Annotated in this window: 31 protein-coding genes and 1 tRNA gene; 25 read left to right on the top strand and 7 right to left on the bottom strand. The window is 49.5% G+C overall.

Annotated elements, in window-relative coordinates; genetic code table 11:
* Positions 1–44: 44 nt before the first annotated feature.
* The 3 genes from NNL35_RS23700 (at position 45) to NNL35_RS23690 (ending at position 3,640) form a co-directional block, all read left to right on the top strand.
* Positions 45–902, top strand: a complete 858-nt coding sequence (locus NNL35_RS23700; protein WP_238535462.1) for a hypothetical protein — start codon at positions 45–47, stop codon at positions 900–902.
* Between the two features lie 121 nt (positions 903–1,023).
* A complete protein-coding gene (locus NNL35_RS23695) occupies positions 1,024–2,139 on the top strand; it encodes an IS110 family RNA-guided transposase (protein ID WP_254553798.1) in 1,116 nt (371 codons plus the stop codon).
* A gap of 871 nt (positions 2,140–3,010) precedes the next feature.
* A complete protein-coding gene (locus NNL35_RS23690; RefSeq protein WP_006679149.1) occupies positions 3,011–3,640 on the top strand; it encodes an S-layer homology domain-containing protein in 630 nt (209 codons plus the stop codon).
* Positions 3,641–3,897: 257 nt separating this feature from the next.
* Here NNL35_RS23690 and NNL35_RS23685 read toward each other — a convergent pair whose 3' ends face one another.
* Complete coding sequence (locus NNL35_RS23685; RefSeq protein WP_420798548.1) at positions 3,898–4,452, bottom strand: GrpB family protein; 555 nt, start codon at positions 4,450–4,452, stop codon at positions 3,898–3,900.
* A gap of 312 nt (positions 4,453–4,764) precedes the next feature.
* Here NNL35_RS23685 and NNL35_RS23680 point away from each other — a divergent pair, with 312 nt between their 5' ends.
* From NNL35_RS23680 to NNL35_RS23595, 18 genes are all read left to right on the top strand, one after another.
* Positions 4,765–5,466 carry an HAD-IA family hydrolase gene (locus NNL35_RS23680; protein WP_006679147.1) on the top strand — a complete coding sequence of 234 codons (702 nt, stop codon included), beginning with the start codon at positions 4,765–4,767 and terminating at the stop codon, positions 5,464–5,466.
* A gap of 124 nt (positions 5,467–5,590) precedes the next feature.
* On the top strand, positions 5,591–6,700 hold the full coding sequence (locus tag NNL35_RS23675; RefSeq protein ID WP_006679146.1) for a Gfo/Idh/MocA family protein: 1,110 nt from the start codon (positions 5,591–5,593) through the stop codon (positions 6,698–6,700).
* 35 nt (positions 6,701–6,735) lie between these two features.
* Positions 6,736–7,011, top strand: coding sequence for a hypothetical protein (locus NNL35_RS23670; RefSeq protein WP_006679145.1), 276 nt, complete (start codon positions 6,736–6,738; stop codon positions 7,009–7,011).
* 32 nt (positions 7,012–7,043) lie between these two features.
* Positions 7,044–7,571, top strand: a complete 528-nt coding sequence (locus tag NNL35_RS23665) for a GNAT family N-acetyltransferase (protein WP_006679144.1) — start codon at positions 7,044–7,046, stop codon at positions 7,569–7,571.
* A gap of 169 nt (positions 7,572–7,740) precedes the next feature.
* Entirely contained in the window at positions 7,741–8,091 is a 351-nt protein-coding gene (locus NNL35_RS23660; RefSeq protein WP_006679143.1) for a VOC family protein, read from the top strand.
* Between the two features lie 220 nt (positions 8,092–8,311).
* Positions 8,312–9,442, top strand: coding sequence for an amidohydrolase/deacetylase family metallohydrolase (locus NNL35_RS23655; RefSeq protein WP_006679142.1), 1,131 nt, complete (start codon positions 8,312–8,314; stop codon positions 9,440–9,442).
* Positions 9,396–10,508, top strand: coding sequence for a DgaE family pyridoxal phosphate-dependent ammonia lyase (locus NNL35_RS23650; RefSeq protein WP_006679141.1), 1,113 nt, complete (start codon positions 9,396–9,398; stop codon positions 10,506–10,508). Before NNL35_RS23655 ends, NNL35_RS23650 begins: the two co-directional genes overlap by 47 nt.
* Positions 10,501–11,256: a 2-dehydro-3-deoxy-phosphogluconate aldolase gene (gene dagF / locus NNL35_RS23645; RefSeq protein WP_006679140.1), complete on the top strand. Its 756-nt coding sequence runs from the start codon at positions 10,501–10,503 to the stop codon at positions 11,254–11,256. Before NNL35_RS23650 ends, dagF begins: the two co-directional genes overlap by 8 nt.
* Positions 11,249–12,277, top strand: a complete 1,029-nt coding sequence (locus NNL35_RS23640; RefSeq protein ID WP_006679139.1) for a sugar kinase — start codon at positions 11,249–11,251, stop codon at positions 12,275–12,277. The genes dagF and NNL35_RS23640 overlap by 8 nt, the downstream gene beginning before the upstream one ends.
* A 39-nt stretch (positions 12,278–12,316) precedes the next feature.
* Positions 12,317–13,030, top strand: coding sequence for a GntR family transcriptional regulator (locus NNL35_RS23635; protein ID WP_006679138.1), 714 nt, complete (start codon positions 12,317–12,319; stop codon positions 13,028–13,030).
* Between the two features lie 322 nt (positions 13,031–13,352).
* Positions 13,353–13,613 carry an HPr family phosphocarrier protein gene (locus NNL35_RS23630; RefSeq protein ID WP_006679136.1) on the top strand — a complete coding sequence of 87 codons (261 nt, stop codon included), beginning with the start codon at positions 13,353–13,355 and terminating at the stop codon, positions 13,611–13,613.
* A 65-nt stretch (positions 13,614–13,678) separates the two neighbouring features.
* A complete protein-coding gene (locus tag NNL35_RS23625) occupies positions 13,679–15,619 on the top strand; it encodes a BglG family transcription antiterminator (protein ID WP_138985671.1) in 1,941 nt (646 codons plus the stop codon).
* Complete coding sequence (locus NNL35_RS23620; protein ID WP_006679134.1) at positions 15,591–15,953, top strand: PRD domain-containing protein; 363 nt, start codon at positions 15,591–15,593, stop codon at positions 15,951–15,953. Before NNL35_RS23625 ends, NNL35_RS23620 begins: the two co-directional genes overlap by 29 nt.
* A gap of 15 nt (positions 15,954–15,968) precedes the next feature.
* Positions 15,969–16,334 (top strand): SFCGS family glycine-rich protein, encoded by a 366-nt coding sequence (locus tag NNL35_RS23615; protein WP_006679133.1) that lies wholly within the window; start codon positions 15,969–15,971, stop codon positions 16,332–16,334.
* 6 nt (positions 16,335–16,340) lie between these two features.
* Positions 16,341–16,679, top strand: coding sequence for a DUF4312 family protein (locus NNL35_RS23610; RefSeq protein ID WP_006679132.1), 339 nt, complete (start codon positions 16,341–16,343; stop codon positions 16,677–16,679).
* 49 nt (positions 16,680–16,728) lie between these two features.
* Positions 16,729–17,517, top strand: coding sequence for a DUF4311 domain-containing protein (locus NNL35_RS23605; RefSeq protein ID WP_006679131.1), 789 nt, complete (start codon positions 16,729–16,731; stop codon positions 17,515–17,517).
* Between the two features lies 1 nt (position 17,518).
* The gene (locus NNL35_RS23600; RefSeq protein ID WP_006679130.1) at positions 17,519–18,169 is read left to right on the top strand and encodes a DUF4310 family protein; all 651 of its coding nucleotides are present in this window, start codon (positions 17,519–17,521) and stop codon (positions 18,167–18,169) included.
* 287 nt (positions 18,170–18,456) lie between these two features.
* Positions 18,457–18,543: transfer RNA gene (locus NNL35_RS23595), tRNA-Leu, on the top strand.
* 197 nt (positions 18,544–18,740) lie between these two features.
* Here the strand turns inward: NNL35_RS23595 and NNL35_RS23590 are convergent.
* Positions 18,741–19,106 (bottom strand): hypothetical protein, encoded by a 366-nt coding sequence (locus NNL35_RS23590; RefSeq protein WP_006679732.1) that lies wholly within the window; start codon positions 19,104–19,106, stop codon positions 18,741–18,743.
* Positions 19,107–19,443: 337 nt separating this feature from the next.
* The gene (locus tag NNL35_RS23585; RefSeq protein WP_006679731.1) at positions 19,444–19,752 is read right to left on the bottom strand and encodes a GNAT family N-acetyltransferase; all 309 of its coding nucleotides are present in this window, start codon (positions 19,750–19,752) and stop codon (positions 19,444–19,446) included.
* A gap of 112 nt (positions 19,753–19,864) precedes the next feature.
* Between NNL35_RS23585 and NNL35_RS23580 the strand changes: the two genes are divergently transcribed.
* The 4 genes from NNL35_RS23580 (at position 19,865) to NNL35_RS23565 (ending at position 22,405) form a co-directional block, all read left to right on the top strand.
* Positions 19,865–20,809: a nucleoside hydrolase gene (locus NNL35_RS23580; protein WP_006679730.1), complete on the top strand. Its 945-nt coding sequence runs from the start codon at positions 19,865–19,867 to the stop codon at positions 20,807–20,809.
* A 105-nt stretch (positions 20,810–20,914) separates the two neighbouring features.
* Positions 20,915–21,484 carry a PadR family transcriptional regulator gene (locus NNL35_RS23575; protein WP_050979500.1) on the top strand — a complete coding sequence of 190 codons (570 nt, stop codon included), beginning with the start codon at positions 20,915–20,917 and terminating at the stop codon, positions 21,482–21,484.
* Positions 21,474–21,842 carry a DUF4180 domain-containing protein gene (locus tag NNL35_RS23570; protein WP_040734358.1) on the top strand — a complete coding sequence of 123 codons (369 nt, stop codon included), beginning with the start codon at positions 21,474–21,476 and terminating at the stop codon, positions 21,840–21,842. The genes NNL35_RS23575 and NNL35_RS23570 overlap by 11 nt, the downstream gene beginning before the upstream one ends.
* Before the next feature lie 47 nt (positions 21,843–21,889).
* A complete protein-coding gene (locus NNL35_RS23565) occupies positions 21,890–22,405 on the top strand; it encodes a VanZ family protein (RefSeq protein WP_006679729.1) in 516 nt (171 codons plus the stop codon).
* A gap of 166 nt (positions 22,406–22,571) precedes the next feature.
* Here NNL35_RS23565 and NNL35_RS23560 read toward each other — a convergent pair whose 3' ends face one another.
* From NNL35_RS23560 to NNL35_RS23545, 4 genes are all read right to left on the bottom strand, one after another.
* Entirely contained in the window at positions 22,572–23,309 is a 738-nt protein-coding gene (locus NNL35_RS23560) for a cyclase family protein (RefSeq protein ID WP_006679728.1), read from the bottom strand.
* A gap of 44 nt (positions 23,310–23,353) precedes the next feature.
* A complete protein-coding gene (locus tag NNL35_RS23555) occupies positions 23,354–24,469 on the bottom strand; it encodes an aspartyl-phosphate phosphatase Spo0E family protein (protein WP_254553797.1) in 1,116 nt (371 codons plus the stop codon).
* 36 nt (positions 24,470–24,505) lie between these two features.
* Positions 24,506–24,823, bottom strand: a complete 318-nt coding sequence (locus tag NNL35_RS23550) for a helix-turn-helix domain-containing protein (protein WP_006679702.1) — start codon at positions 24,821–24,823, stop codon at positions 24,506–24,508.
* A gap of 153 nt (positions 24,824–24,976) precedes the next feature.
* Positions 24,977–26,350 (bottom strand): XRE family transcriptional regulator, encoded by a 1,374-nt coding sequence (locus NNL35_RS23545; protein WP_254553795.1) that lies wholly within the window; start codon positions 26,348–26,350, stop codon positions 24,977–24,979.
* Positions 26,351–26,372 lie beyond the last annotated feature (22 nt).

The following is a 26,372-nucleotide window of genomic DNA, read 5'->3' as shown; positions in this document are numbered from 1 at the left end:
CGTGAGCGGCGAGAGGTTTTTGGCCTTGCTTCGAGAATATATGAATGAAGCCATTCTTCGAAGCTCAGTTGCCGCGTTTTCGTGAAGAGGGTTATCAATTCGTGCATTCCTATCACGATGAAAGTGTGCAACAGCATGAAGGATGGAAACCAACACCGACCATGCCTTTACCAATTTCATATTACGAATTAAGCAGGTGCGTGATGAAAAAGGAACAGTTGGCTTTCAAATGTAGAGTATGCAAGCAAGTCGTGGAAAGAAACGAACTCGATAGCAGAGGGTTCGATATCGTAGCGTATGAAGATATGATGGATTGGTCTGATTTTTCCCAATCTGTGCCCGGCTTGGACGAGCAAATATGGCAGAGGACATTAACGACGCCAAGCAAAGGTGAAATGAAAAAAGTGCAAGTGTACTTTCCTTTTCATATGTCGGTGGGAGAAACTTTTTGGACTTTATTCAGACCTGCTTTGTCGAGCTTCAATGGCTGGGAAGAACACCCGGATGAGATCGATTCCTCCGCATTGATTAAATGCCGTTTTGAAAGCATTCTATCCAAAAATGAAGAAAAAGCGTGGATAACGCTTGGCATCGAAGAAGTGCTATTGTTAACCGAAATATGCGATCGGCTGCCTGAAAAAGAGAGTGCTGGATATTTGGACGGATTTAAAATGTTTGCAGAAACTTATGTGATGAAATACAAGGATTGGATTTTGTTTGACGCAGTCGCGCAAGGAGATTTAGGAGTTTGGGCTATAGTGAGACAGCGCAGCAATAAGAGCCGTTTGGTTGCATTTGGTGAATGGGGCTTTCACTCCAGCCTGGTCTACTGCGCGAACAAGGTGCTCCCTGAGAGCGAGCTGAACGAATTATTGGAGCGCTCTATAACATATGATGGTTAAATCAATGAAGAGAGTTATAATGAACGTGAAAACAGCTCCGTATTTGCTTCATTTCGTAGGTTAAAATGGAAAGTAGGAAAACCACCATTTCAGAGCTACAAAGCAAAAGGAGCTGTTCATTATGAAGGATACCACAAAATACGTTGGTTTAGATGTCTCGAAAGAAAAAATTTCGGTAGCCATTGCGGAAGAAGGCAGAGAGCAGGCCCGCTATTGGGGAGAAATTCCCCATAAGCCGGAAGCTGTACGCAAACTAGTCAAGCAATTAGGTTTGCCATCGACACTGGAGGTTTGTTACGAAGCCGGACCGACAGGGTACGATCTGTACCGCTGGCTTACTTCAATGGGGGTTTCTTGCAGCGTCATTGCACCCTCGCTCATCCCGGCTCGTCCTGATGACCATATTAAAACCGACAGACGGGATGCCCTAAGACTAGCCCAACTGCTTCGGGCCGGCGAATTAACTTCTGTCTTTGTTCCTTCTCGTGAAAATGAAGCTTTACGTGATTTGGTTCGAGCTAGGGAGGCCGCCCGTGAAGATCTGCATCGTGCCCGGCAGCGTGTCGTTCATTTCCTGCTCCGACACCAGATTCATCATCCACCTACCATGAAAACGCGATGGACAAAGACCTATGTTCAATGGTTAACCAGACTTACTTTTGAACGAAGAGCCGAGCAGGTTGTTTTTCAAGAATACTATCATACGATCGTGGAATGCGAGATGCGGTTAAAGCGACTGGAAGAGGCGATTGTCATGGAGGCGGCAGAGGGAGCGAATGCGTCCGTGATTCAGGCTTTGCAAGGACTCCGTGGAATTGGTCTAGTTAACGCGGTGACCATTGCAGCGGAAATTGGAAGCTTTGAGCGCTTCAAATCTCCCATGCAGCTTATGGCTTTTCTAGGTCTTGTTCCTCGGGAATACTCTTCGGGTGAATCGAATCGGAAAGGCAAAATGACTAAGGCTGGAAATGCTTCTCTTCGACGTCTAATGGTTGAAGCTGCCTGGCACTACAGGCACCGGCCTGCAGTAAAGGGAAAACTCCGCGCTAGATTAGAAGAACTGGAGCCTGGAATCCAGGAGATTTCATGGAAAGCTCAAAACCGGTTGCACAAAAAATATATGCGTCTTGTCCTTCAACGGGGAAAGCACAAAAATGTCGCGATTGGAGCCGTAGCCAGAGAACTCGTTGGGTTCGTATGGGCCACCGCGAGGGAAGCAGAAAGAGCGAATGCGTAAGAGAAAACGGATAGGCAAGGGGCGATGCCCCCTGCACCCCCTCACTCGCCGTGTGGCAGCTCCCCAGCAATGGCTGGGGAGGAAGAATAGTGTGGGTAAAAGGAGTCGTTTGTCAAGGGAAAGCACCTTGACAAACTTACGGAAAGTGCATGTCTGAAATACTGGGCCCGAAGGCAAAGAGAAGGTATAAGGGAGAAATCCGCGTTTTGGTCACTGCGTTAATAAGGCTGACGTATGTCCGCTTTATGAACACGCGAGGAGAGTTGACGGAAGCTCCCTTTGTCGCAGGTATAAAATGTGGTACCCAACCCACGGATAGCAGTGTGCCAGCCGACGACTAGCATTTTGCCTTCGTGCCGAGTATTTGAGCGTTTCGAAGTGGAGCTTGACAAGTCACGTTCATAGCAGGTGAAAAAATGAAATAGCTCTTGTATGCTTTGATGATTTTACGGATCTTGACTTGTTCCTGCCGGGGTATGTATTGAATAGGGTGAGGTTAGTAGGCGGAATGGACGACTGGGACGTCAAGATACTGGGAACGGAGGATTCGCATGTGTCCACGGCAGGGCTACGAATTCCTACGCATGGAAGGATCGAGGAGGCGAATTCATCGGATGCCGTTCTTTTTTCTAGTGGGAAAGGTGTCCGGAAGCTGTATCCGGATTCCAGTTATTTAAAACGTTTTCAACTCAATCCGGAGAAGCAATTGATTGGTTCAAAGGGCTGAGCCTGCCTGATAGCGCGTTACTTCACGAAGCGGGGCTGGCGAGTTGGCCTAAACGGGAAATCGGGTTCGTAAATAGGATGGACGTTATACGCAAATGCCGGAGACTTTCGAAGAAGTCATTTTTCCAAGAAAGGAGTCGTGAAAATGAATAAAAACATGCTTAAAGGCGTAGTGGTTGGTATCTTTGCAGCCGTACTCATTCATGCGTCAGGCATAGTTGAAGCAAGCGGGCAGGCATTAAAAGGTTATTTTACAGACCGCGGGTGGTGGTCTGAAAATGCGGAATGGGCCAAGGATAACGGGCTGATGAGCGGCATCTCCGATAACCGATTTGGCGGCGACGAGCCTCTGACTCGCGGAGAAATGGCAACTCTTCTCCGAAATTTGTCTGAACGCGGGTTATTGGGCACAGCTTCTGACAAGAAGACGGAACCTCAGTTTGGAACCGATTTTTATCAAAAGCAGCCTATGAATCTCCCCCTTTCCAAAGATCAAGTCAAAGAAATCTGGGGAAGCAAGTACGCTGAGGTAAGAGATGCTGCGGCTGGCGATTTGATTTTATGGCGTTATGACATCGGGGCAAAAGACCATTATAAATTTGAAACGGATAATGATTCCATTGATATCGAAGGCCTGAAAAATAAAAAGGTTTCGGGACAACTATTTATCACCTGGAACGAACAAGGAGAACTATTGGATATTACTTATTATTTTCTCAAAGACGGTACCGTCCATGAGTATAAGGTGGCAGGCGAACTAAAGAAACGCCAATAAACTATTCCGTCAAAATGGGTGCAACAATATGGCTATATTAGCCGATTAGGGGAAAGGGCTTGAAATCAGGCTTTTTCCTTTTTTACTGAAAAGCGCGGCAAGCGCGTACAGCGCCAACAACTGCCGGATATGATCGAGCGTAAAGATTCGATAGTTGTTCTCCCGGCAGCGCTGGGCAGTGGTTAAAATTGGCGAATGTACTGATAAGGGAAACACAATTTAGTTTTGCTGGATGAGCCGACGGCCGCCACGCTGCATTATTCATCTTCCCAAACATTCTGAAGCGGAAGTCCCTTCTCCGTTCTTGCGGCATCGACTACTCTCTGGATAAATTCGGTTTTACAACGGGTATATTGCTCCATGGTAACTCCATTAATTTTGGCCGTTCGCTTTTTGATCTCGCTATATTCTCGGACCAAATCAGGATGTTTCTGTAAATAGTCCCGAAAAAGAAACTGATTTCGCATATAGAACTCATCGTTATACGGGAGGATGTGGATATTATGAGTCCAAGTTCCGTTTGCAAACTTAGAAAATAAATATCTTCCATTCATTCCCGTCTGGACATATTTATACTGCTCAGCTTCAAACACAGATTGATAATACGCCGACTCTTTAAAAGGTGACACGCCGACGAAAATATCTACGATTGGTTTTGCATCCTGACCTGGAATTGACGTGCTTCCGACGTGCTCGATTGCCATTGCTTCGCCTTTAAGAAACGAAGATATCCTGCTTTTTTCCAGTTGGAAAGCGTGAATCCAACTTGCATCATACTTTATAATCTTGATTGTGTCTTCCAACGCCCACACCATCCTCTCAAGCATCATTCATCATAGATGAATAGATTTCCATTTGTTCAGGACATTCATCTTATCAAACAAGGAACGCTAGCGTCAAACCTAGATTCAAAACTATGCAAGGTCCTGTCGATAGAGTGCAACCGGTCATGCCGCTAACAAACCTATCCATGGTGGCAAAGAGGTTTTGGCATGACATTGGGCGAAAAAATACAACAGCTTCGATAAGCGAATATTAAAAACTCAGCCATAGAATTGCGATGATGTTTGATAATAACGCTATCAGCAATAAGGAAAATATAGGTTGAGGGTGATGTTGCTTTGATGAGAAAAATGTTACTTTGGGACTTTGATGGAACACTAGGCTATCGTCAAGGTGGGATGTGGGGCGCCACGATGATAGAAGCCTTAAAGGAATACGACCCTGATACAAAGCTAATAGCCCAAGATTTTCGTAATTTCTTGATTAGCGGATTCCCGTGGCATCATCCTGAGAGATCATACACTCATATTCAAACTTCTGAAGAATGGTGGGAACCCATCATAGACAAGTTTTTTCAAGGGTATGTTCATTATGGAATTGCAGAAGCTGACGCGAAAAGATTAGCGGTGAATGTAAGGGAGCGTTTTATAGATACGAGTTGTTGGACTTTGTTTGACGATACACTAGAAACGCTAAAAGCACTATCGGATCTTGGGTGGAGACATGCAATCGTATCCAATCATATTCCTGAACTTGGTGATATTGTTAAATCACTTGGATTAATGAATCAAGTCAATTACTTAGTTAATTCAGCCCTTGTAGGCTATGAGAAGCCCAATCCCATGATATTTCTTCATGCTCTGCGAGAGACGGGAGAGCCAGAAAAGGTTTGGATGATTGGTGATAATATAGAGGCTGATTTTTTTGGAGCAGAAGCAGTAGGAATTCAGGCAATATTAGTAAGGAATATGGATTCAAGGGCTACTAGAAATTGTAGAGACCTTACAGATGTAATAAAAATAGTTGAGGAACATTCAGGTTAGGAAGGTTCAGCTAGAAATCAAGATTTGCTTCAATCAACTCTTTTGGCTATCACTACAACAAGGAAAAAGTCCAATAAGACTAACGTCTTATGAACATCGACAATCCCACATGAAGGAGATATCCATGTACACAATTCATTTAGGCATGATTGGAAGCGGACATGTCAGCAATCGATATTTTGAACAGGCGGCTCAATTGGAAGGAGTTCGTGTTGTGGCCACTTGCGCCAAGCATATGGAGCATGCCGAGAGGAAAGCGGCAGAGTATGGAGTCCCCAGATGGTATGATGATTATCGGGTCATGATGGACCAAGAGGAGCTCGACGGGGTAGTTGTCACCACTCCCCACTCATTGCACGCGGAGCCGGTAATCGCCGCGCTGGAACGGGGCCTGCATGTACTTAATGAGAAGCCGATGGCTACTTCCTTCGAGGACTGCCAACGCATGGTCTCCCTTGCCGAGGATAAGGGCGCCATCTTTATGAGTTTGCCATTTGATTTGCATCCCGTCTTCTTAACCGCCTCCGAGTTTGTGAATGAACGCTATATCGGCAAGATTACGGGGGCCGAAGCGCAGCTATCCCTCCCCGGTCCATGGCGTGACAACTGGTATTATAATAAATCCATCGCCCATGGAGGGGCGGTGCTTGATTGCGCGGCGTATCCGATCAGCCGGCTCGTCGGCTTGTTGGGACCGGTCGTCAGCGTAATGGCCGAAGTGAATACGCTGATTCCTAACCGCATTGTCGGAGACGGGAAGAAGGTAAGGAGTGATGTGGATGATAATGTGACGATCATCATCCAATTCGCCGGAGGGCAGCATGCCGTGATTCGCTCCTTGTGGGGCATGGCGTTCAAGCAGAATAATACGATTATTTATGGACGAAAAGGAACGATCGCCATCAATGACAGCGGCTATCCCTTGATTGTTCAAACGGCGGAGCCCATGCCAGATGCGGAACAAGTCCATTGGCGCGGACTGGAGGGTTGCTATATCCCGCGCGGGGAGATCGCCAAGCAGAGACACGAAAGTGTGATCGCCCATTTCGTTCACTGTCTTCGAACCGGCAAGCAGCCGATACAGTCGGGCAGGCAGCAGCTTCACGTGCATGAAATTATGTTCGGAGCCTATCGATCGGCGGAATCGGGGGAACGGTACTCCTTAACGACAACATTTACGCCATGGGCCAAGCTGGATCCGCTTCTGTTCGATACTCGAAGCGAGTATCTATAAGGTACTGTGGTCTCAAGGTCAAGGAGAGTGGGAAGATGGCGATTTGTATTGAGTTCGAATTAATTGAAGAGAGAGGAACCGTCGCGCGCTACCGATATGGCCATTGCATGCAAACCTTGGAATACGAAATGGAAGTCGATCTTTCAAAATTAATGAGCGGGGAAATATCAAAAGAGACACCCTTGAATAACATCATTGTTTTTACGAGTGAGAAGAAGAGCGAATTTATGGCCTGCCGAGTGTTCTCCAAAATCTATAAGCATTACGCTGCTGAAGGGCAGTATCTCAAGCGAGGCGGATATTATGCTTGATGGACGCCACATGACATGGAGGGATGAGACGTATGATCACGCTTCAATATTTCGTACCTTCCGATTTTCAACAACTTATATCATGGAGCGGGGATGAAGCATTTTTGCTCCAATGGGCTGGGCCGGAATTCAAATATCCGCTGACTGAAGAACAATTGGTCGAGTATATAAAGGGAGCGAATGACTTAAAAACTTCAAACAGACTTATATATAAAGCAATTGAAACGGAAACAAACCACATCGTTGGTCATATTTCCATCAGCCGAATAGATAGAGAGAACCGTTCAGGAAGAATAGGTAAGGTGCTCATAGGAAATAAGAGCAGCCGGGGCAAGGGGTACGGCACACAAATCATGCAGCAAGCGTTAAGAATAGGATTTGAAGATCTTCATTTGCACCGGATAAGTCTTGGTGTTTTTGATTTTAACGTGTCAGCGCGAAGATGCTATGAAAAACTGGGCTTCGTTCAAGAAGGCGTGACAAGGGATGCAAGAAGGTATCAAGATTCCTATTGGAGTTTGATTGAGATGAGTGTATTAAAAGATGAATGGAGAAACTAGGGAGCCAGCAAGTTGGCCGGCGCCGCATTGCAGGGTTGCGCATCGGGGTTCAAGCGATGTGACGGGTTGTGACGGGCAGAGCAACGAGTCGCCGCGCAAAGGTTATCATTTGCGTCAATGTGATACGATAAACAAGGAACAAATATCCAGAAAAAGGATGTGTAGCCTTGTGAAACTGAATCATGTCAATCTTACGGTGACCGACGTTCCGGCAGCTTCTGAATTTTTGGCAACCTATTTCGGCCTTAAAGCCATGGACACGAGCGGAGATCCGCGCGGCGAATCATTTGGGGTACTATTTGACGATGACGGATTAGTGCTCACGTTAATGAGAGGAACTCAGGTCAGTTACCCGAAGACGTTCCATATCGGCTTCATCCAGGAGAGCGAAGAGAAGGTGAACGAGATTAACCAGCGGCTCAAGGAGGATGGATTCGATGTCGCGCCGCCGAAAAGAATGCATGGCTGGACATTTTATGTGAAGGCCCCGGGCGGGTTCACCGTTGAGGTTCTTGCTTGATAAGCTGTTTCGGCCCTTAGCCCTTGTGCGCCGCGCAAGGGTTTTTTGACGATTGTGGCTTGGGGCAGTTACAGGGCGGCATGTTGACGGAAATTCAAACATTATAACGTTATATTGACGCAAGCGAAGTACAGTGCTACGATGAGACCAAACATTATAATGTTTGGCTTATCGACGATAAGTAATCATTTCCTTCATTACTCGAAATGAGGTGAGCAACTTGACCGAGCGGATCGTCCTGCGCGGCCTCAAACGCGTGGATGGGACGTATATGGATCTGGTCGTCGAGGACGGGATCATTGCCGGCATTACGGAAGCGGGCGCCAGTCGCGGCGGCGATATTATTGATTATACGAATACGGAAACTTATGTATCCAGCGGCTGGATCGATTTGCATGTCCATGCCTTCGAAGAGTTCGATCCTTATGGCGACGCGATTGACAAGATTGGCGTGGAGCAAGGCGTGGCGACTGTCGTCGATGCCGGAAGCATGGGGGCGGATCGGATTGGAGATCTGAGGGGGCAGGCGGAGCGAGCCGCCACGAATGTGTTGGCGCTGCTGAATATTTCCAAAATCGGGCTGATGCGAACGGATGAGCTGTCGGACCTGGCCTGGATCGATCCGGCGGCGGTGCGTGAAGCCGTCGCGGAGCATCAGGACTTCATCGTCGGGCTCAAAGCGCGAATGAGCCGAAGCGTCGTGCGCGGCAGCGGCATCGAACCGCTCAAGCAGGCGCGCGCCTTGTCGGATGATACAGGACTTCCCGTCATGGTACATATCGGGTCGGCCCCGCCCGGCATTGAAGAAATTGTTCCATATTTGCAGCGGCATGACGTGATTACCCATTACTTGAACGGCAAAGCGAATAACTTGTTCCGGGATAGTGGAGAGCCGCTCCGCGTGCTGACCGACGCGATTGCGCGCGGCGTGCATCTTGACGTTGGGCATGGGACAGCGAGCTTCTCGTTCAAGGTAGCGGAATCCGCCAAGCGGCATCATATTCCGCTCCATACGATCAGCTCCGACATTTACCGCGGCAACCGGCTGAATGGACCGGTATACAGCTTGGCCCGCGTCATGTCGAAATTCCTGTATCTGGGTTATTCGCTGGCAGAGGTCGTCGCGTCCGTGACGACTCATGCGGCGGATTGGCTCAAGAAACCGGAGCTGGGCCGGATACAGGCAGGGGATCGGGCCAATTTGACGCTGTTCGAAGTGCGGAAGGAACCGATTGAGCTGACGGATTCGGAAGGCGATGTCCGTATTGGACATCAACATCTTGTAGCTAAGGGAGTGTTTGCAAATGGCAAGTACGTTGCATGTGAAGTACGGCCTGAAGCGCGTCATTAATGCCAGCGGCCGCATGAGTATCCTGGGCGTGTCCGCGGCGACGGACACGGTGATGGAGGCGATGAAGATCGGTGCGCAAAGCTATGTGGAAATTGCCGATCTCGTCGATAAGGCAGGCAGCTATGTCGCCAAGCTCATCGGTTCCGAAGCGGCCGTCATCGTGAATTCGGCCTCGAGCGGAATCGCGTTGTCGGTCGCGGGCATCGTGACGCAAGGGGAACGCCGCCGCAGCCTTCGCCTGCATCAGGATCCGATCGAGAAGAACGAGATTATTATGTTGAAGGGTCACAATGTGCAATACGGCGCTCCCGTAGAGACCATGGTCTATCTGGGCGGCGGCAAGGTGGTGGAAGCCGGTTATGCGAATGAAGGCAGGGCCGAACATATCGAGGACGCGATTCATGAGAAGACGGCGGCCATTCTCTATGTGAAATCCCATCATGCCGTGCAAAAAAATATGATCTCGGTCGAAGAAGCGTGGGAAGTAGCCCAGCGCAACCGGGTACCGCTCATCGTCGATGCGGCTGCAGAGGAAGATTTGCAGAAATATGTGAACGTATCCGATCTGGCGATCTATAGCGGCTCGAAGGCGATCGAGGGACCGACGACGGGCATCGTGGCGGGCAAGCGGCAGGCCGTGGAATGGGTGAAAGCCCAACTGCACGGCATCGGACGGAGCATGAAGGTCGGCAAAGAATCGGTATTCGGGTTGCTGCAGGCCTTGGATGAGTATATGGCGAAGGAAGACAAGAGCGAGCGGGAAAAAGAGATGCTTGCCAAGCTGATGCCGCTGAATGAACTCGAGGGCGTCACGTGTACGATTGTTCAAGACGAAGCGGGCCGGGCTATCTACCGTGCGCGCATTCAGATTGATCCCGAGCTTGCCGGCACGACGGCCACCGAGGTCGTAGAAGGATTGAAGTCGGGAGAAATTGCGATCTACACGCGCGATTACGGGGCAAGACAAGGCTATTTCGATATCGATCCGCGCCCGCTTATGGGGGACGACATCGACGTCATCGCGGCGCAAATTCGTAAACTAACGGGAGGGACTGCTCATGTCTAAAATGGATCAACGGTTGTACAAAGGACGTGCGGCGCTCAATGTGCTCGCCAACAGCGCAGCCAATGCGAAGGAAGTGTTCGATGCGGCGGAAGGACATGTGCTGGTCGGCGTCCTGTCCAAAAACTATTCGACGGTCGAATCGGCCGTCGAGGCGATGAAGGAATACGGCGCGGCGATTGACGAGGCCGTGTCGATTGGGCTCGGCGCCGGCGACAATCGCCAAGCGGCTGTCGTCGCGGAGATCGCGAAGCATTACGGCGGGACGCATATTAACCAGGTGTTCCCTTCCGTTGGCGCGACCCGTGCCAATCTCGGCGGCAAGGATTCCTGGATCAACAGCTTGGTTTCGCCGACGGGCCAGGCCGGTTACGTCAATATTTCAACGGGTCCCGCAAGCGCCGGACACGCGGATCAAGCAATCGTTCCGATCAAGAGCGCCATCGCTCTGGTGCGCGATATGGGCGGCAATGCGCTTAAATTTTTTCCGATGGACGGACTTGCTTGCGAGAACGAGCTGCGCGCCGTGGCGAAGGCATGCGGCGAAGAAGGCTTTGCGCTGGAGCCGACCGGCGGAATCGATCTGGACAACTTCGAAGCGATTCTCCGCATCGCCCTCGAAGCGAATGTGCCGATCGTCATTCCGCATGTCTACTCTTCCATCATCGATAAGGCAACCGGGAAGACGAGGGTTGAGGATATGCGCGTCCTGTATGCGACAATGAAGAAATGGGTCGATTATTATGCCTGATCAGACTCCCAAAAAGATTGCGGCCTTCGGAGAGGTGATGATGCGCTTGACCGTGCCCGGGGTGGAGCGGTTAAGCCAAGCCAGCCGGCTCGATTATTCATTTTCGGGCACGGGCGTCAACGTCAGTTCGCAGCTTGCCCGCTTCGGGCATGAGGCGTATCTGGTATCGAGGCTGCCGGACAATCCGCTGGGCGAAGCGGCGGAGGCTCATCTGCGCAAGCTTGGCATCGGCACGGCTTATCTTGTCCGCGGCGGGAACTATTTGGGGATGTACTTCTTCGAAAAGGGGTTCGGGGCGCGCCCGGGGCGCGTCACCTATACGGAGCGGCTGGGAAGCAGCTTCAATACCGCACCGGAAGATGCGTATCCGTATGCCGATATCGCGAACGGGATCGACGCCGTTCATCTGTGCGGCATTGCGCTGGCGATGAACGATGGCGTCCGCCGCCATATGAAGGCATTGGCAGCCGCCGTCAAGGCTGCGGGAGGGCTTGTCATCTTCGACTGCAACTACCGCCCGGCGCATTGGGGGGGAGGCGGGCATGGGAAGGCCAAGCCCCATTATGAGGAGATGCTGCAGCTTGCGGATATCGTCATGATGAACGAAAAGGATGCGATGCTGACGCTGAACATGAAGAGCGGGAAGGCCGGACGGCGGGAACAGGCGGAGGAATTGATTCCCCAGGTGGCCAAGCAGTATAATATTTCCGTCATCGCTGGCACCCATCGCACGATTGTGGACAGTCAGACGCATTCGCTGCAGGGCTTTATGTATAAGCGGGACTCCTTTTATTATTCCGAACCGTTAACGTTCGCGGTGCATGATCGGATTGGCGCGGGGGATGCCTATACGTGCGGCATCCTGCATGGCGAATTCCGCGGCTTCCCGCCGGAACGGACGGTAAGGTTCGCCGCCGCTTCCAGCATGCTTGCGCATACGATCGAAGGCGACACGCCGATGGCGGCCGAGCAGGAAGTGATGCGGGCGATGGAAGAGTCCGGGATCGACGTCGAGAGGTAAAAGGAAGCATAGCAAGTAAGGGAAAGGCGGGACGTAGTCTTGAAACGGTCACGGAACAAACGTCCTTTGTATGTACAAGTAAGCAATATTTTGCGCGAGCGCATTTTGCACGGCGTATATCCGCTCGGCACGAATATTCCGTCAGAGCCTCAGCTGGAAGAAGAATTCCAGGTCAGCAAAATAACGGTGCGCAACGCCATCATTGAACTGGTGCAGGAAGGGTATGTAGAGAAGGGCAGCGGGAAAGGCACCAAGGTCATTCGCAATACATCCGCCTCAAAGCTGTCCAAGTGGAAGCGGTTTACGGAAATTTTGGTCGAGGAGGGCCATCGGATTCATAAGCGGGTCATGAGGGCGGAAGTCATCCGCGCCGAGGAGGGAACCGCTCCTTGCCGCTTGTTCGGGGCGAGCTGCCTATGCATCGAGCGGGTCTATGATCTGGACGGTTCGCCGTATATCCACTTTACTCATTATTTATCGCATCAGGCCGGAGCGCTCGATCTGTCGGAACTGGACGGGCAGTCGCTGTATGAGTGGCTGGAGGAGCAGAATATCGAACTCGGCCAGTATAAGGATGAGTTCGCCGTGGCGACGGCGCCGCCCGCGGCCAGGGCGGTGCTTGGCGTAGGAGCGGACGTGCCGCTCTTGCGGCGCTCCCGCTATTCTTATGATGTGAACGGCACACTGATCGAATATAGCGTAGGGTATTACCATACGGCTCTTCATTCTTATGTCGTGAATTACGACGGCTAACAGGGCTTGTGTTGCACGCCTTGTGTGAATGATGGGGCCAGGCAGAAGCCGCTCTTCGTGCTGGCATCAGGCAGCGCGGACGGAGCGGCTTCTGTCTTTTTGCTGTCCGCCCCGGCGTCTGCCTCCTGACGCTCCATCGCTTCGTCCGCGCCTCTCGGGAGATGATCAATCTGCCTCCCGATGAACAGTGCAAGAGGTTGTATCTTGGCAGCGTCCTGAATGTGCGATACCGTTAAAGCAGGGAAGAAGAACATATCGTGGCGGTTGCGATCTCATTGATTTAATTGATTTAGATCAAGACTGCGCACAGGAGGGACACATCATGGATAAGCAGGTCACGATAGCGAATCCGCTCGGGATTCATTCCAGGCCGGCCGGAGCGTTAATGAGAGAAGCGAAAGCGTTCCCATGCGATATTCGGCTCATTAAAGGCGAGAAGGCGGCGAACGCCAAGAGCATTGTCGGCATTTTGTCATTATCGCTGCAGCAGGGCGATCACGTGATCGTCGAAGCGAATGGCGAGCAAGAAGCGGAAGCGGTAGAGGCGCTGGCGGCCGTGCTGGAGTCGATTTTGGAGGCATGATGATCGTGCCGCTAGCAGGCGATAAGGAGTGATGCGGTATCACACTGTCAACGCGTTCTCGCCGCTTGCTTAAGACATTGATGTTCGCGAATACGCCGTTCCATATTAAAGAATTGGCCGCCATGTACGAGGTGAGCGAGCGCTCGATCAAGTACGATCTGGAATCGATTCGCATGTGGTTGAAGGAGCAGGGGTTGACGCTGCATTCAAGTCCCAGCAAAGGGATTTGGCTGGAATGCGGCCATGCGGCGCGGATGGCGCTGCTTCACAGATTGGATGAAGCGGGTGAAGGGGGCTTCATTAGCCAACGGGAGCGAATGGCCTGCATCATCCTGGATTTGCTGCTCGCCGATGAACCCGTCCCTATCGGGCGGTTCTGCAAGCGATTCGATGTTACTCGCAATACGATTGTGTCGGATCTGGCGCTGGCAGAGAATCTCCTCGCGGAGCATCGGCTTGCGATCGAGCGTACGCGGCGGGGCATCAAGCTGAAGGCTGGCGAGCAGGAGCGGCGTATTGTATTGGAAAACGTTATTTACGGGCAACTGGATCAAGCCGATATGCTGCAAATCGTTCAGGGCGTTGCCCTGCGGAGGAAGCCGGACACGTTCGCCGTCTATGTGTTGGATCGCTTGCTTGCGTCCGTTGTCGACGTGAATATCCTGTTCGTGCTGGTAGCGAACATCGTGCAGGATATCGAGCGGGAGCTTGGAGCAACGTTGTCCGATCGCGTCATGATCGGGGTTTTTATCCGGCTGTGCATTGCCATTCGGAGATGCCGATCGGCAAGCGCTTCAGCTTGCCCGCTGCCGGCGGATTGCGCCGACGCCCCGCAGGCCAGACTGATGATTCATTCGATTATTCGAACGAGACTGGAGCCATTGTCGAAACGGTATTCGCTGGCCTTGACGGACGGGGATGTGTGGTTCATCGGCTTGCAAGCGGAAGGGCTTGCACCTCCGCAAGTCCAAGGAGGACGGCACAAGCCGCTTCCCGATGTGTATGGGATCACGATGGAGCTGATTCGGCAGGTGGAGCGGGAGATGCAATTCCCGTTCCAAGAGAATCCGGATCTGGTGGACAGTCTGTTTGCACATATGTCGAGCCGCATCTCGAAGCATAGCTTGGGGGTTGCCGATCCGAATCCGCTGACGAAGGATGTGATGGTGAAGTATAGAACGATGTTCCGGCATGTCAAGGCGGCGTGCATGAACGTGCTCCGCGAACATCAGATTTTCCTGACCGATGCGGATATTGCGTTCATTGTCCTGCATTTCCAGACGGCGTATGAGCGCCGGATCGATCAGCACCGGTGGAGAGCGCTGGCCGTGTGCGGCACAGGGAGAGGCATGGCCCAACTGCTCACCACGGTTATCGAGAGCGAGCTGAAGCATATCCGGTTCGTCGCCACTTGCTCGGTGATGGATGTCAAGAAGGTGCTGCAGAACATCGAAGTCGATTTGATCATCAGCAATTTGCCCGTATCGGCCGAAGTTCCGGTCGTCGTCGTCCATTCGATTCCGGGAGTCAGGGATATCGAGGCGATTCGCATGCAGCTTGGCCGGCTGCGCCGGGGCGCGGTACGCATGGAGGGCGGGAGCGGGCATATCTTCGGCGAAGCGAAGGCGCATCCTTGCCATGATACGGAGCTGGAAAGCCGGATTCGCGATGTGATCTATACGGGCTATGAGTTGTCGAGAGCCGTCATCGCGCGCTTCAAGCGCTATCTGTCGGAGGAACGGGAGGAAGGGCTGCGGCTTCACATGATGTTCATGGTGAACCGGGCCGCATGCGGCCGATCCTTCGCGGACAGCAAAGAGCTTCCGATACTGGATGAAGCGCGGCGGGCGATAAAGGAAGAGATCGAACAGATGCTTAGAGAACGAAATGTAAGCGCTTCAGAGGGAGAGGTTTTTGCCATTCTCCGATATTTGGAACCATGTAACGACAACTTGAATGATGGAGAGCGATCAACAGATGGACAGAATCGAACGAATACTTCATGATATCCCTGCCAAGACGAAGGCAGATCCAGACGAACTGGAAGAGTTGCGACCGATGCTTCACTGCCTGCTGGCAGGGAGTGAACGGATCGGCTTGCCGCTGACGGATGACCGCCTGCTCGTCATTGCCATCCATTTGCTCGGGTTCGCGCGCAGACGGAAGCAAGAAGAGTCACTGCCCGAGCTGGAGGAATCGATGTTGGACGAGGTGAGTCCGGAACTGGCGAAGCTAAGTCGCTGCACGCTGCGAAGTTACGGGGAACTCGCGGAGAAAGCGATTGATGATGCGGAAGTTTTTTATTTGACGGTTCATTTCGAAGCGGCCAGGAATCAATAAGAAGAGGTGAAGACGATGGAGAACAAAGTGAAAGTCGTGATTGGAGATCGCCTGGGCAAAGGACAGCAAGTGGCGAAGGGAGTAGAGGCGGCCGGCGGGGAAGCGATCCTGATCCCGGGCGTCGGGGCGGACATGAAGGTCGGCGACGTGATGCACGCGGAGCAGGCGGACTTCGGCATCTCGTTCTGCGGCAGCGGGGGAGCCGGAGCGGTTACGGCCAACACGAAATATAAGTATCCGATGGAATTCGGCCTGCGTTCCATTGATGCGGGCGTTACGGCCATTCGGGAAGGCAAGAAGGTGATTGGCTTCGGCTTCATGGATGTGGAGGAACTGGGCCGAAGGCTGACAGAAGCCTATATTCAGCTATATAAGGGGTGAGGCGGCATGTTTCACGTATGGGAGCAGAAGATCGATATCGAAGGGAAGGGCGAGTCGAAGGGTGCGGCATTCCAGCAGGCGCTCTCCGCCATGAAGAGGAAGCTCACGCAGGAGCTTCCCGATGTGCTGCTGCAGATTGAGCCGCAAAATGTCGAAGTGCTGTCGGCGAAGGAGACACGATATACGGAACGCTTTTTGGGGCTGTTTTTTCCGAGAGTAAGGGCGCGCTACGAGGTTCGAGTTCGCATTCATATTAAAATCCGCGCCGTAAAGCTGGACGAAATCGCGTTCGAGCAGCAGACGGAATCGTTGTCCCCGCCCCAGCGCATTCTTCATCTTCGGTAGTACGGTAATATCAGTCTGCAAGCATTACATCCGAGTGGGGAGGACTCCAATGGAAACCGTTACGATTATTGTGGAATCGATCATTATCGGCCTGTTGGTCGGGTACGGCGTTGGGGCTGGCGCGGCGCGCATGTTCCACGCCCCGAAGGTGCAAGGCATGGGAGCGTTCCGCACATTCGGCGAGTTGAATGCATGCGAAGGCGACCCCGTGGCGCACTTCTCTTTCGGACTCGGCTTTCTGTTCAACGCATGGGCGTCCGTTGTCGGCGCGGGCGGACTGACGCAGGATGTGGATCACCGCATCATTCCGAACTGGTCGGCCGCGCTCCTGATGATTCGCAATAAAAATGTGGAGGATACGCTGCACAATCCGAAAAAAATGGCGTATGCCGGAGCGCTGGTCGGCGCTATCCTCGTGCCTCTGTTGAATTCCACGGCAGCAGCCATTCCGGCATCGCTGCAAGCCGTTGCGACGCAAGTGCTGGTCCCGGCGGCAAATTGGCTCATTAATCCGATTATGCCGATCGTGTTCTGGACCGCGGCAATGGACGCCGGCAAGCGCCCGGGACTGTGGGCGACGGTGCTCGGCGGATTCGCTCACCTGATTATGGGCAATGCCGTGCCGGGGCTTGTGCTGGGGATACTGGTCGGCAAAGGCTTGGACGACAGCGGCTGGAACCGCATTACGAAGACGCTTGTCGCGGCGATTGTGCTATTATTCACATTGAGCGCTTTCTTCCGCGGCTTCGATGTTCAACTCCTCCACAGCTTGCATGTGGAGAACATTCCGCAGTGGCTTATTGATCTGCATGCATTTTTCGGATCGGAGGTTCGTTAGCATGGAGACGGCAAAACAAGGCTTTTGGTATTCGGAATGGGCGTTCGTCTGGTTTGTCGCCTGCTTGTCTTCCGGCATTTTTGCGGGGACGCATCTCTATTATGTCTATCATGTGGGCGCATTCAACGATATTGCGATTGTGGCGCTGCTGGAGGCGGGCATGAAGGGCGGCAGTTATGGCGCGGCCGCAGCCTTCGGCGCAAGCTTCTTGTTCGCTCGCATTCTCGAGGGCCCGCTCGTTGGCATCTTGGATATCGGCGGCGCGCTGCAGACGGGTATCGGCATCGGCGTTCCGGCGTTGATGCTCGGGGCTGGCATTACCGCTCCGCTTACTTCGTTTCCGCTCGCGCTCGTTACGGGAGCCGGGCTGGGCGCCCTCGTCGGTTCGGTCATTATTATGATCCGCAAATTTACGATCAACGCGGCGAATTCCACCTTCGGGGCGGACGTCATGATGGGAGCAGGCAACGCCGCAGGCCGTTACTTGGGGCCGCTCATCGTCATATCGGCCGTCATGGCCTCGATTCCGGTCGGGATCGGCGCGACGATCGGCGCAGGCATTTTTTATTACTTCAAAAAGCCGATTGCCGGCGGCGCGATTATCGGCGCCATGGTTCTGGGCGCGATCTTCCCTATTGCTGCCGGTTCGTGAAGCCGCCGCATGAAGGCCATGCGGCATTGAACCGGATGTCTTTCCAATGAACGGCAAGCCAATCGGTGGGGAGAAGCGGTCAGGATGAGGGCATGAAAGGCTTCCGCTAAGACGAAGAACCACGTTCTCCGCGCGTGGTTCTTCTCTGCTGCGCACCGGGAGATATTTTCACAGAAGAATAATATTTCATGTGTTTCATGCTTGACATGAGATGTTAGATAGGCTATACTAATGATTGTTGAGGCGATGTTAACGACTTTGACAGGAACATTACATAACATGCATATGCGGTCATGGCGGAATTGGCAGACGCGCTAGATTCAGGTTCTAGTGGGGTAACACCCGTGGAGGTTCGAGTCCTCTTGACCGCACCATACTTAGTAACCATTGAACCCTTTGTGATTAAGGGTTTTTCTTTATTTTGGGCTGGAACTCATCATTGGGCCAGGGTGGGGGGGGGCCAGCGTTTGGTTGAACATAGTCACAGCCCCGGAGCGTTCCGGGGCTTTTGATTCCCTTGCACACGGGATCGGTTAATGGGCGCATCCTAAGACCGTGATTGGGACTTGACTTAACGAGGGCTTAATGTATAGGTTTCGCCCAACGCATTTATGCCCGTAAAGGTATCTTTCCACCCGGACTTTTCTACTTGGGCTTTGACCCCTTTTGCAATCTCTTCATAGAATTGAACCTGCTTTTTATTGTATTTCGGATTGTCATGTGGATTGGGAGTGATTTTATACGTGTGACTCCCCGGATTGAATGTGATTCCCCGGTTTTTTCCAAAAGATTCTTCGATGTATTTGTACTTTTCGTTGTTGATTGTGATTGTGCCGCTTACCCCTTTAGCTTCTACATTTGCGGCAGAGAATGGAAAGAGAAGGGAAACAATAGCAAAAAACAGAGTTAACGACAAGGAAAAAAATCTTTTTTTCATGGTAACATCCTCCTTCAATAATTTATAGTTCATTAACGATAGCGACAGTATACGGTTCTCGCCTTTTCACCTCTCCATCGTTTCTTTTTTTGTTGCTATCGTTAGGACTATCAAGAAGAACGTTTTCATTTAACGGAATAAAATTACTTTATCTGTAAATTATTGTATCATTAATTACATGAAAAAATTCCAATAAATTTAAATTATCTTATTTTCTTCAGTTCTTTAGCCGAGTTTTGGTGCCGTTGATTTCGCCGATGAATAACAAAAGAGCCGGAGGAGTTTGGTCCTCAACGGCTCTTCTCGAAACGTGCTTCAGCTTTTTTCTTCTTTATTCCTATGCCATAACCCAATATTTTTCCCTCAGCCTTTCTTCTTCCACGACTTTTTTCCATCCGTTCTTCTCATAAAACTTCATCACGTTGTGATTTTCGGATAAGCACTTCAATCGTACGGGTGTATTCATTTGTACTATGGAGGCATCCAGCAGCAGATGGCCAACACCCCTTTTTAAAAAATCGGGATGAACAAAAAAATTGTGAATAAAGTTATCGGGCAAGTACAAGGAAGCAAATCCAAGGATATGAACTCTTTCCGTGGCTGCTCGAATATTCACAATTTTCACTTTTGCTTTCTTGATATCCATCTGTAAGCCTGCATATTATACTATACCGTCCTGAAGGGTAAGATGTATCATTCATAAGTTAATAATTCGCAAAGAGGTGTTTTATAAAAACAAACAATGGGAGAGTGAAACTATGGCAGAAGGTATGAAAAAGAAGATTATTCTTGACTGTGATCCGGGACACGATGATGCGATTGCCATTATGCTGGCTGCCAAGTACCCCATTTTTGACTTGCTGGCCATAACGATTGTGGCGGGAAATCAAACCCTGGAGAAAACGGCCAGGAATGCTGTACATATCTGCTCCTATCTTGATATCCGCGATGTGCCAATTGCGGCTGGTATGGCTGAGCCGATGATTAGAAAGCAGGTAATAGCCGATGCGATTCATGGTGAGACAGGGATGGATGGTCCGAGCTTTGGCGAACCTACTCTTGAATTGGATACGCGGCATGCGGTAGATCTAATCATTGAGCTGCTTATGAACTCGGAAGGGGATATAACCTTAGTACCGACCGGTCCGTTAACGAATATCGGAATGGCGATTCGCAGAGAACCAAGAATCGTGCCTAAAATTAAAGAAATCATATTGATGGGCGGCGCATATCAGCTTGGAAACGTAACCCCGGCGGCAGAGTTTAATATTTATGCGGACCCGGATGCGGCACATGTTGTTGTTACATGCGGCAGACCGATCGTTATGATTGGGCTTGACCTTACCCGCCAAGCGTTGGTTGTAAAAAGCATGATGGACCGTATTGCCAGTCTGAATAATAAAGCCTCTAAGCTTTTCATTGAAATTATGTCTTGGGTGGGGGGAAGGCAGAAGGAAATATACGGCTGGGAGGGCCCGCCGCTGCATGATCCAACGACATTGATCTACCTGATGGACCCATCCATTATTCAAACCAAGCCTATGCATGTGGCAGTTGAACTGAGAAGCGAGGCATGCTATGGGCGAACACTGTGCGATTACTTTGGCATTACGGGGGAAAAACCCAATGCAGAGGTGGCGGTGAAGCTGGATTTCGCAAAATTTGAAGATGCCGTTTACGAGACGTTGAAGCTATACTCATAACTTGCAAAGCGCGAATACGATAACTATTGCATATTCCATGTTTACATGACGAGCTATATAGGTTACTATTAACCTATGTTACAAGTAACCTAATGAGGTGGCTTTATGTCAATCAAGTATGCCATACTGGGGCTTCTTAGCTGGAAACCCGCTACAGGATATGAGCTAAAAAAGATTTTTGAAGACTCTTCCGCGATGTATTGGTCCGGCAACAACAATCAGATCTACAAGTCCCTTGTTCAGCTCTTGAATGATGGCTTGGTGACGAACGAGGTTAAGCATCAGGAAAGCTCTCCATCCAAGAAAATTTACAGTATTACCGAGGAAGGGCTGGCGAGATTGAAAGAATGGGTTCTTGAAGAACCCGAAGTTCCCGAGCTCAAGAACACGTTCCTTATTCAATTGGCGTGGGCAGACCAACTGAGCGACGAGGAATTGCATGAAATGCTGGATCGATATGAAAGCAGAATCAACATGCAGCTTATATACCAGCAGGAAAAAATGAAGCGTGGAGTTCAGGCGCCCAATCGAAACGAGCGGGAAAGCTTTTTGTGGGATAAAATTGCCGAAAACCAGCTGTCCTTCTATCAGAACGAACTGAAATGGGTGCAAGGCATTCGCAAGGAACTCGATGACAGAACAAACAAATGGAGGAGAGAACGAAATGAACTATAAAATTGTGGAGAACGGAACGAAAAAGTATATCGAATTGATCTCTGGCCCAACCCCGCTAAGCACAGAGCAGGATGCCGTGGATCTGGTTGCGTTGTGCAGAGAACATGATCTCGATTTTCTGATGCTGCATGGGGAGGCGCTGTCGGAGGACTTTTTCAACCTGAGAACAGGCGTAGCGGGAAGAATGATGCAAAAATTTATCACCTACAGTGTTAAGACGGCCGTCGTCATTCCCGATCCATCGGTGAATAAAGGCAGGTTTAAGGAAATGGTCACCGAATCCAATCGCAGCAACCAGTTTGGGGTTTTTGCATCCAGAGAAGACGCGGAAAGCTGGCTTATTCAATCACTCTCTTAGCAAAAAATCCGAGGGGTTGAAAAGCTAGTAACGAGGAGAGTTGGGCAATGAACTATCTTCTTGATTTTATTTTGTTAGCATTCATTTATGTTTTGTTTTTTTATAGGAAATGGAGTAAAAAATCAAAAAAGCATTTAATCCTGAATTCAATAATATACGTTTATATTATAATGGTCTTATTTGTTACGTTAATGCCATTCACCTTACCCTTTGGCGGAACGAATAATTTGTTTATGGAAACGGCGAATTTTATTCCTTTTAGAGATTTAATGGCAAATTACAGTGGGGCGGCTAGAGAACTTCTTTTAAATGTAATGATGATGATGCCATTTGGATTTCTATATCCCATCTCTAAGAAAAAAGGTGTTCTCAGTACGGTTGCATTGACTTTTCTTTTTAGCTTAATCATTGAATCTTCTCAGTTACTAAGTGCGTGGTGGGGAGGCTTACATTCAAGAACTTTTGATGTGACTGATTTGATTACAAACACAATTGGAGGTTTACTAGGCTATCTTATTTTTATAGTATTAAGACCAGCGGTCCAAAAAATATTAAAAGAATAAATAAAATAACAGATAATTTATCAGAGAGTCTTGCTCCGACTATAAAGAACGGATGGAGCACTCCGAAGTCATGCAGTGCTGGGCAGGCTATGATATAAGGGCATGCGGCTGCTTGGCTTAACCAATAGAAAAACACGCTCGCGTGATGACGGCGTGTTTTTTGCGCTTAGGGCAAGATGGCGAAGGACCGCACCGGAAATCCGGATGCTTTCTCCGGCTTGGGCACAATGTTAAAGATGATGGCGCCTGTGGCCGGCACTTTATCCAGATTCTTCATGAGCTCGACTTGGTAGGCGTCTTGTTCGAGCACGTAATACTCGGCTAACAGGGCGCCATTCTTTTGATAGTCCACGCTCGCGTCCGTATCGAACGTTTCATGGCCGATTGCTTTGATTTTTCTTTCCTGGAATAAAAATTGAAGCGCGGCCAGCGACCAGCCCGGTGCATGGTTGTTGCCATCCGCATCTTTGTTATTGAAGGCGTCTTTATCCGGCCAGCGCTTGCTCCAATCGGTTCGCAGCGCGACGAAGGAGCCTGCCTCGATGGTGCCGTGCTCCGCTTCAAATTGCAAAATGTCTTCTACGCTGAGCGTATAGTCATGGTTCGCTTTCGCTTCTTTGGACTTGTCGATAACGACCAGAGGCAGGACCAATTCCTTCAAATCCAGCTCTTCCAAATAACGAGTATTCCGAACAAAATGAATGGGAGCATCCAAATGCGTTCCGTACTGTCCGGGGAAGGTAAAGCTCTGCGCAAAAAATCTGTCATCATGGTTGAATAAGGTCGTGAACTGGGCATCGGCAAAAGCGGAAAAATGAGGCGAGTCCGGACCGAACGTATGCGTCAGATCAACCCATTCCTTTTCTTTTAATCGCTGCAACGCTTGGATTAACTCGTGTGTCATCAGACCACCTCATCTTATTTACTTATGAGTCCATTGCACGGAACCTAGCTGCTCCTTCTAGCTATGTCCTTTTCTTGTTGTTTTATATAATACTTTTGCAGCTCAAGTATGTAAATATCTAGCTGTTGGCTAATCTGAACAACTTCGTCATCGGTAAGTTTGCCTTTTTGACTGGCAATGTGGATTAATTTTTGTTTAAGTTCTTTGACTTTGGCCAACAGTGCATCATTTAAATTTTCTAATTTGTTTTTGCATTCCTTTTCATTGTCAGTATCATTCACCTTAGAGAAGTACCATGCACTTTCTAGCAGATCTGATACTCCTTTTTGAATGTCGCCAACTGTAATGTAATATTCGGCTCGATGAAAATAGTATTTGGCAAGTTGCGAGATGATATTGGGGTTGTTCGTACTGATAGATTGCGGGCATACTGGATATGAAAGCAGTTGTTCCGTTTCTTCCAATCGATTTTCCCGCAAATATATTTTCATTAATTGATTCAATGCCAGAAGGGCATCATCCTGATTGCATGTTTTCAGAAATGATGTCAACTGTTCGATAGCTACTTCGGTCTTTCCCTTTTTTGCGTTGAGCGATGCTGTCATAAGAATTGAATATCTCTTGATGTGAGGATAGTCGTATTGTGAATAGAGTCGTGAGTAATATTCAGACTTTTCGTAGTTCTCTATATAGAAGTAAGAATCACGAATTATGCCAAGCGCATTAATGTAAAACCAGTTGTCTGGAGCTGCCTCTCGAAGAACTTGGTGGCCGAGCTCGATGCTTTGCCGATACAGAAATAAATTGAACGCATGAATCGATAGTTTGTAATACATAACGATTCGGTCTTCTAGGGTTAAAAATTGGGCGTACTGAACAATATGCCTGCCGCTCTCGTAAACAGATCTGAGCCTGGTGAAGTCGTCCCGTTCGATAAGGTACACCTGAAGTAATCCCCTGGCCAGAAAGGGCATGATGCCATGGTCGCGCGAATAGTCAACAATGAGTTGATATAGAGCGAATTGAATCTCCTTATTTTCAACGTGGCCCGCGAAGTCATAAAGCCGTTCCACCAAGGCGTGACTATCGTCACGAGGGGATTCTAAAAATTTTCTGCCAACTTTAGTTACCAGCTGAAGTAAGCACGACAGCCCTTTCAAAATGTATGAATAGAACTTTTTCGGGCCATTATTACTCTAAGAAAGCAAAAAAAGACTCACCCCCCGAAAATCGGCAGTACCCGAATGCTGAATCACGTCCTGCAACACGAAGAGGAGGGTGTCCGCCCTCTTATCCACGGTGATGTGCAGTTCGACCCAAGTCTCTAGCGGGATCTGCAATGTTTCTGCAAGCGGACGGATGGTCTTATATTTTGGTCTTTTCACGTCACCGTTTTCAATTTTGGAGATGGTCCCTTTATGTATGCCTGTCAGCTCTGACAATTGTGTTTGCGTCATGCCTCTATTGCGTCTGTAGCATTGTATTATCTCCCCAATGGACAGTAGTTGTGCCATCCGTTAAGCACCTTCTCCCCATATTCAATGATATGACCCATGACTGAGTTTATGGTTTTAGGAACAGCTATCCCATCGTTGCAACGCTTGGATTAATTCGTTTGCCATTTGACTACCCCACAAGTTGTATACTTACCAAGCCTTTCCCTGAACCTAGCTGCTCCTTCTAGCTATGACTTTTTCTTGTTGTGCTATATAATACTTTTGCAGCTCAAGTATGTAAATATCTAGCTGTTGGCTAATCTGAACGACTTCGTCATCCGTAAGTTTCCCTTTTTGATTGGCGATGTGGATTAATTTTTGTTTAAGCTCCTTGACTTTGGCTAGTAGTGTATCATGTAAATTTTCTATTTTAGTTATGCATTCTTTTTCATTGTCAATATCATTAACCTTAGAAAAGAAACATGCACTTTTTTGTAGATCTGATACTCCTTTTTGGATGTCGCAAACTGTAATGAAATATTCGGCTCGATGAAAATAATACTCGGCTAGCCGGGAGATGAGGTAAGGATTGTTCGTGCTGATGGATTGGGGACATATTGGGTAGGCAAGCACTTGTTCTGCTTCATCTAACCGATTGTCCCACAAATAGATTTGCATTAACTGATTGATTGCCGGAAGAGCGGCATCTCGGCAGCACGTTTTCAGAAAAGATGTAAGCATTGTCACAGCGACATCGGTATTCCCCTTTTTCGAGTTGAGCAATGCTCCCATTAGCACTGAGTTCGTCTTGATGTGAGGGTAATCATATTGGGTATAGAGGCGTAAGTAATATTCCGACTTTTCGTAGTCCTCAATATAGAAATAAGAGTCAGCCAAGATGCCAAGCGCATTTACGTAGAATAAATTATCCGGCACTGCTTCGCGAAGAACTTGGAGGCCGAGCTCGATGCTTTGCCGGTACAGAAATAAATTGAACGCATGAATCGATAGTTTGTAATACAAAGTGACTCTGTCTTCGCAGGTTAAAAATTGAACATACTGAACGATATGCTTGCCGCTATCGTAAACGGATCTGAGCTTGGTGAAGTCGTCCCTCTCGATAAGATACACCTGGAATAAACCTCTTGCCAAAAAAGGCATAATGCCGTGATCGCGAGAGTAGTCAACAATGAGTTGATATAGAGCGAATTGAATCTCCTTATTTTCAACGTGGCCCGCGAAGTCATAAAGCCGTTCCACCAAGGCGTGACTATCGTCACGAGGGGATTCTAAAAATTTTCTGCCAACTTTAGTTACCAGCTCGGCAGTACCCGAATGCTGAATCACGTCCTGCAACACGAAGAGAAGGGTGTCCGCCCTCTTGTCCCTGGTGATGTGCAGATCGACCAACGTCTCTAGCGGGATTTGCAAGGTGTCTGCAAGCGGATGGATGGTCTTATATTCCGGTCTTTTCACGTCACCGTTTTCAATTTTGGATAGGGTTTCTTTATTTATCCCTGTCAACTCTGACAATTGCGATAATGTCATGCCTCTATTGCGTCTGTAACATTGTATTAACTCCCCAATGGACAGTAGTTGTGCCATCCGTTAAGCACCTTCTCCCCAT

This window comes from Paenibacillus dendritiformis, from assembly GCF_945605565.1.
Lineage (GTDB): Bacteria > Bacillota > Bacilli > Paenibacillales > Paenibacillaceae > Paenibacillus_B > Paenibacillus_B dendritiformis_A.
Note: the sequence above shows the minus strand (reverse complement) of the source record. Positions and strands in the feature narration are given on the sequence as shown.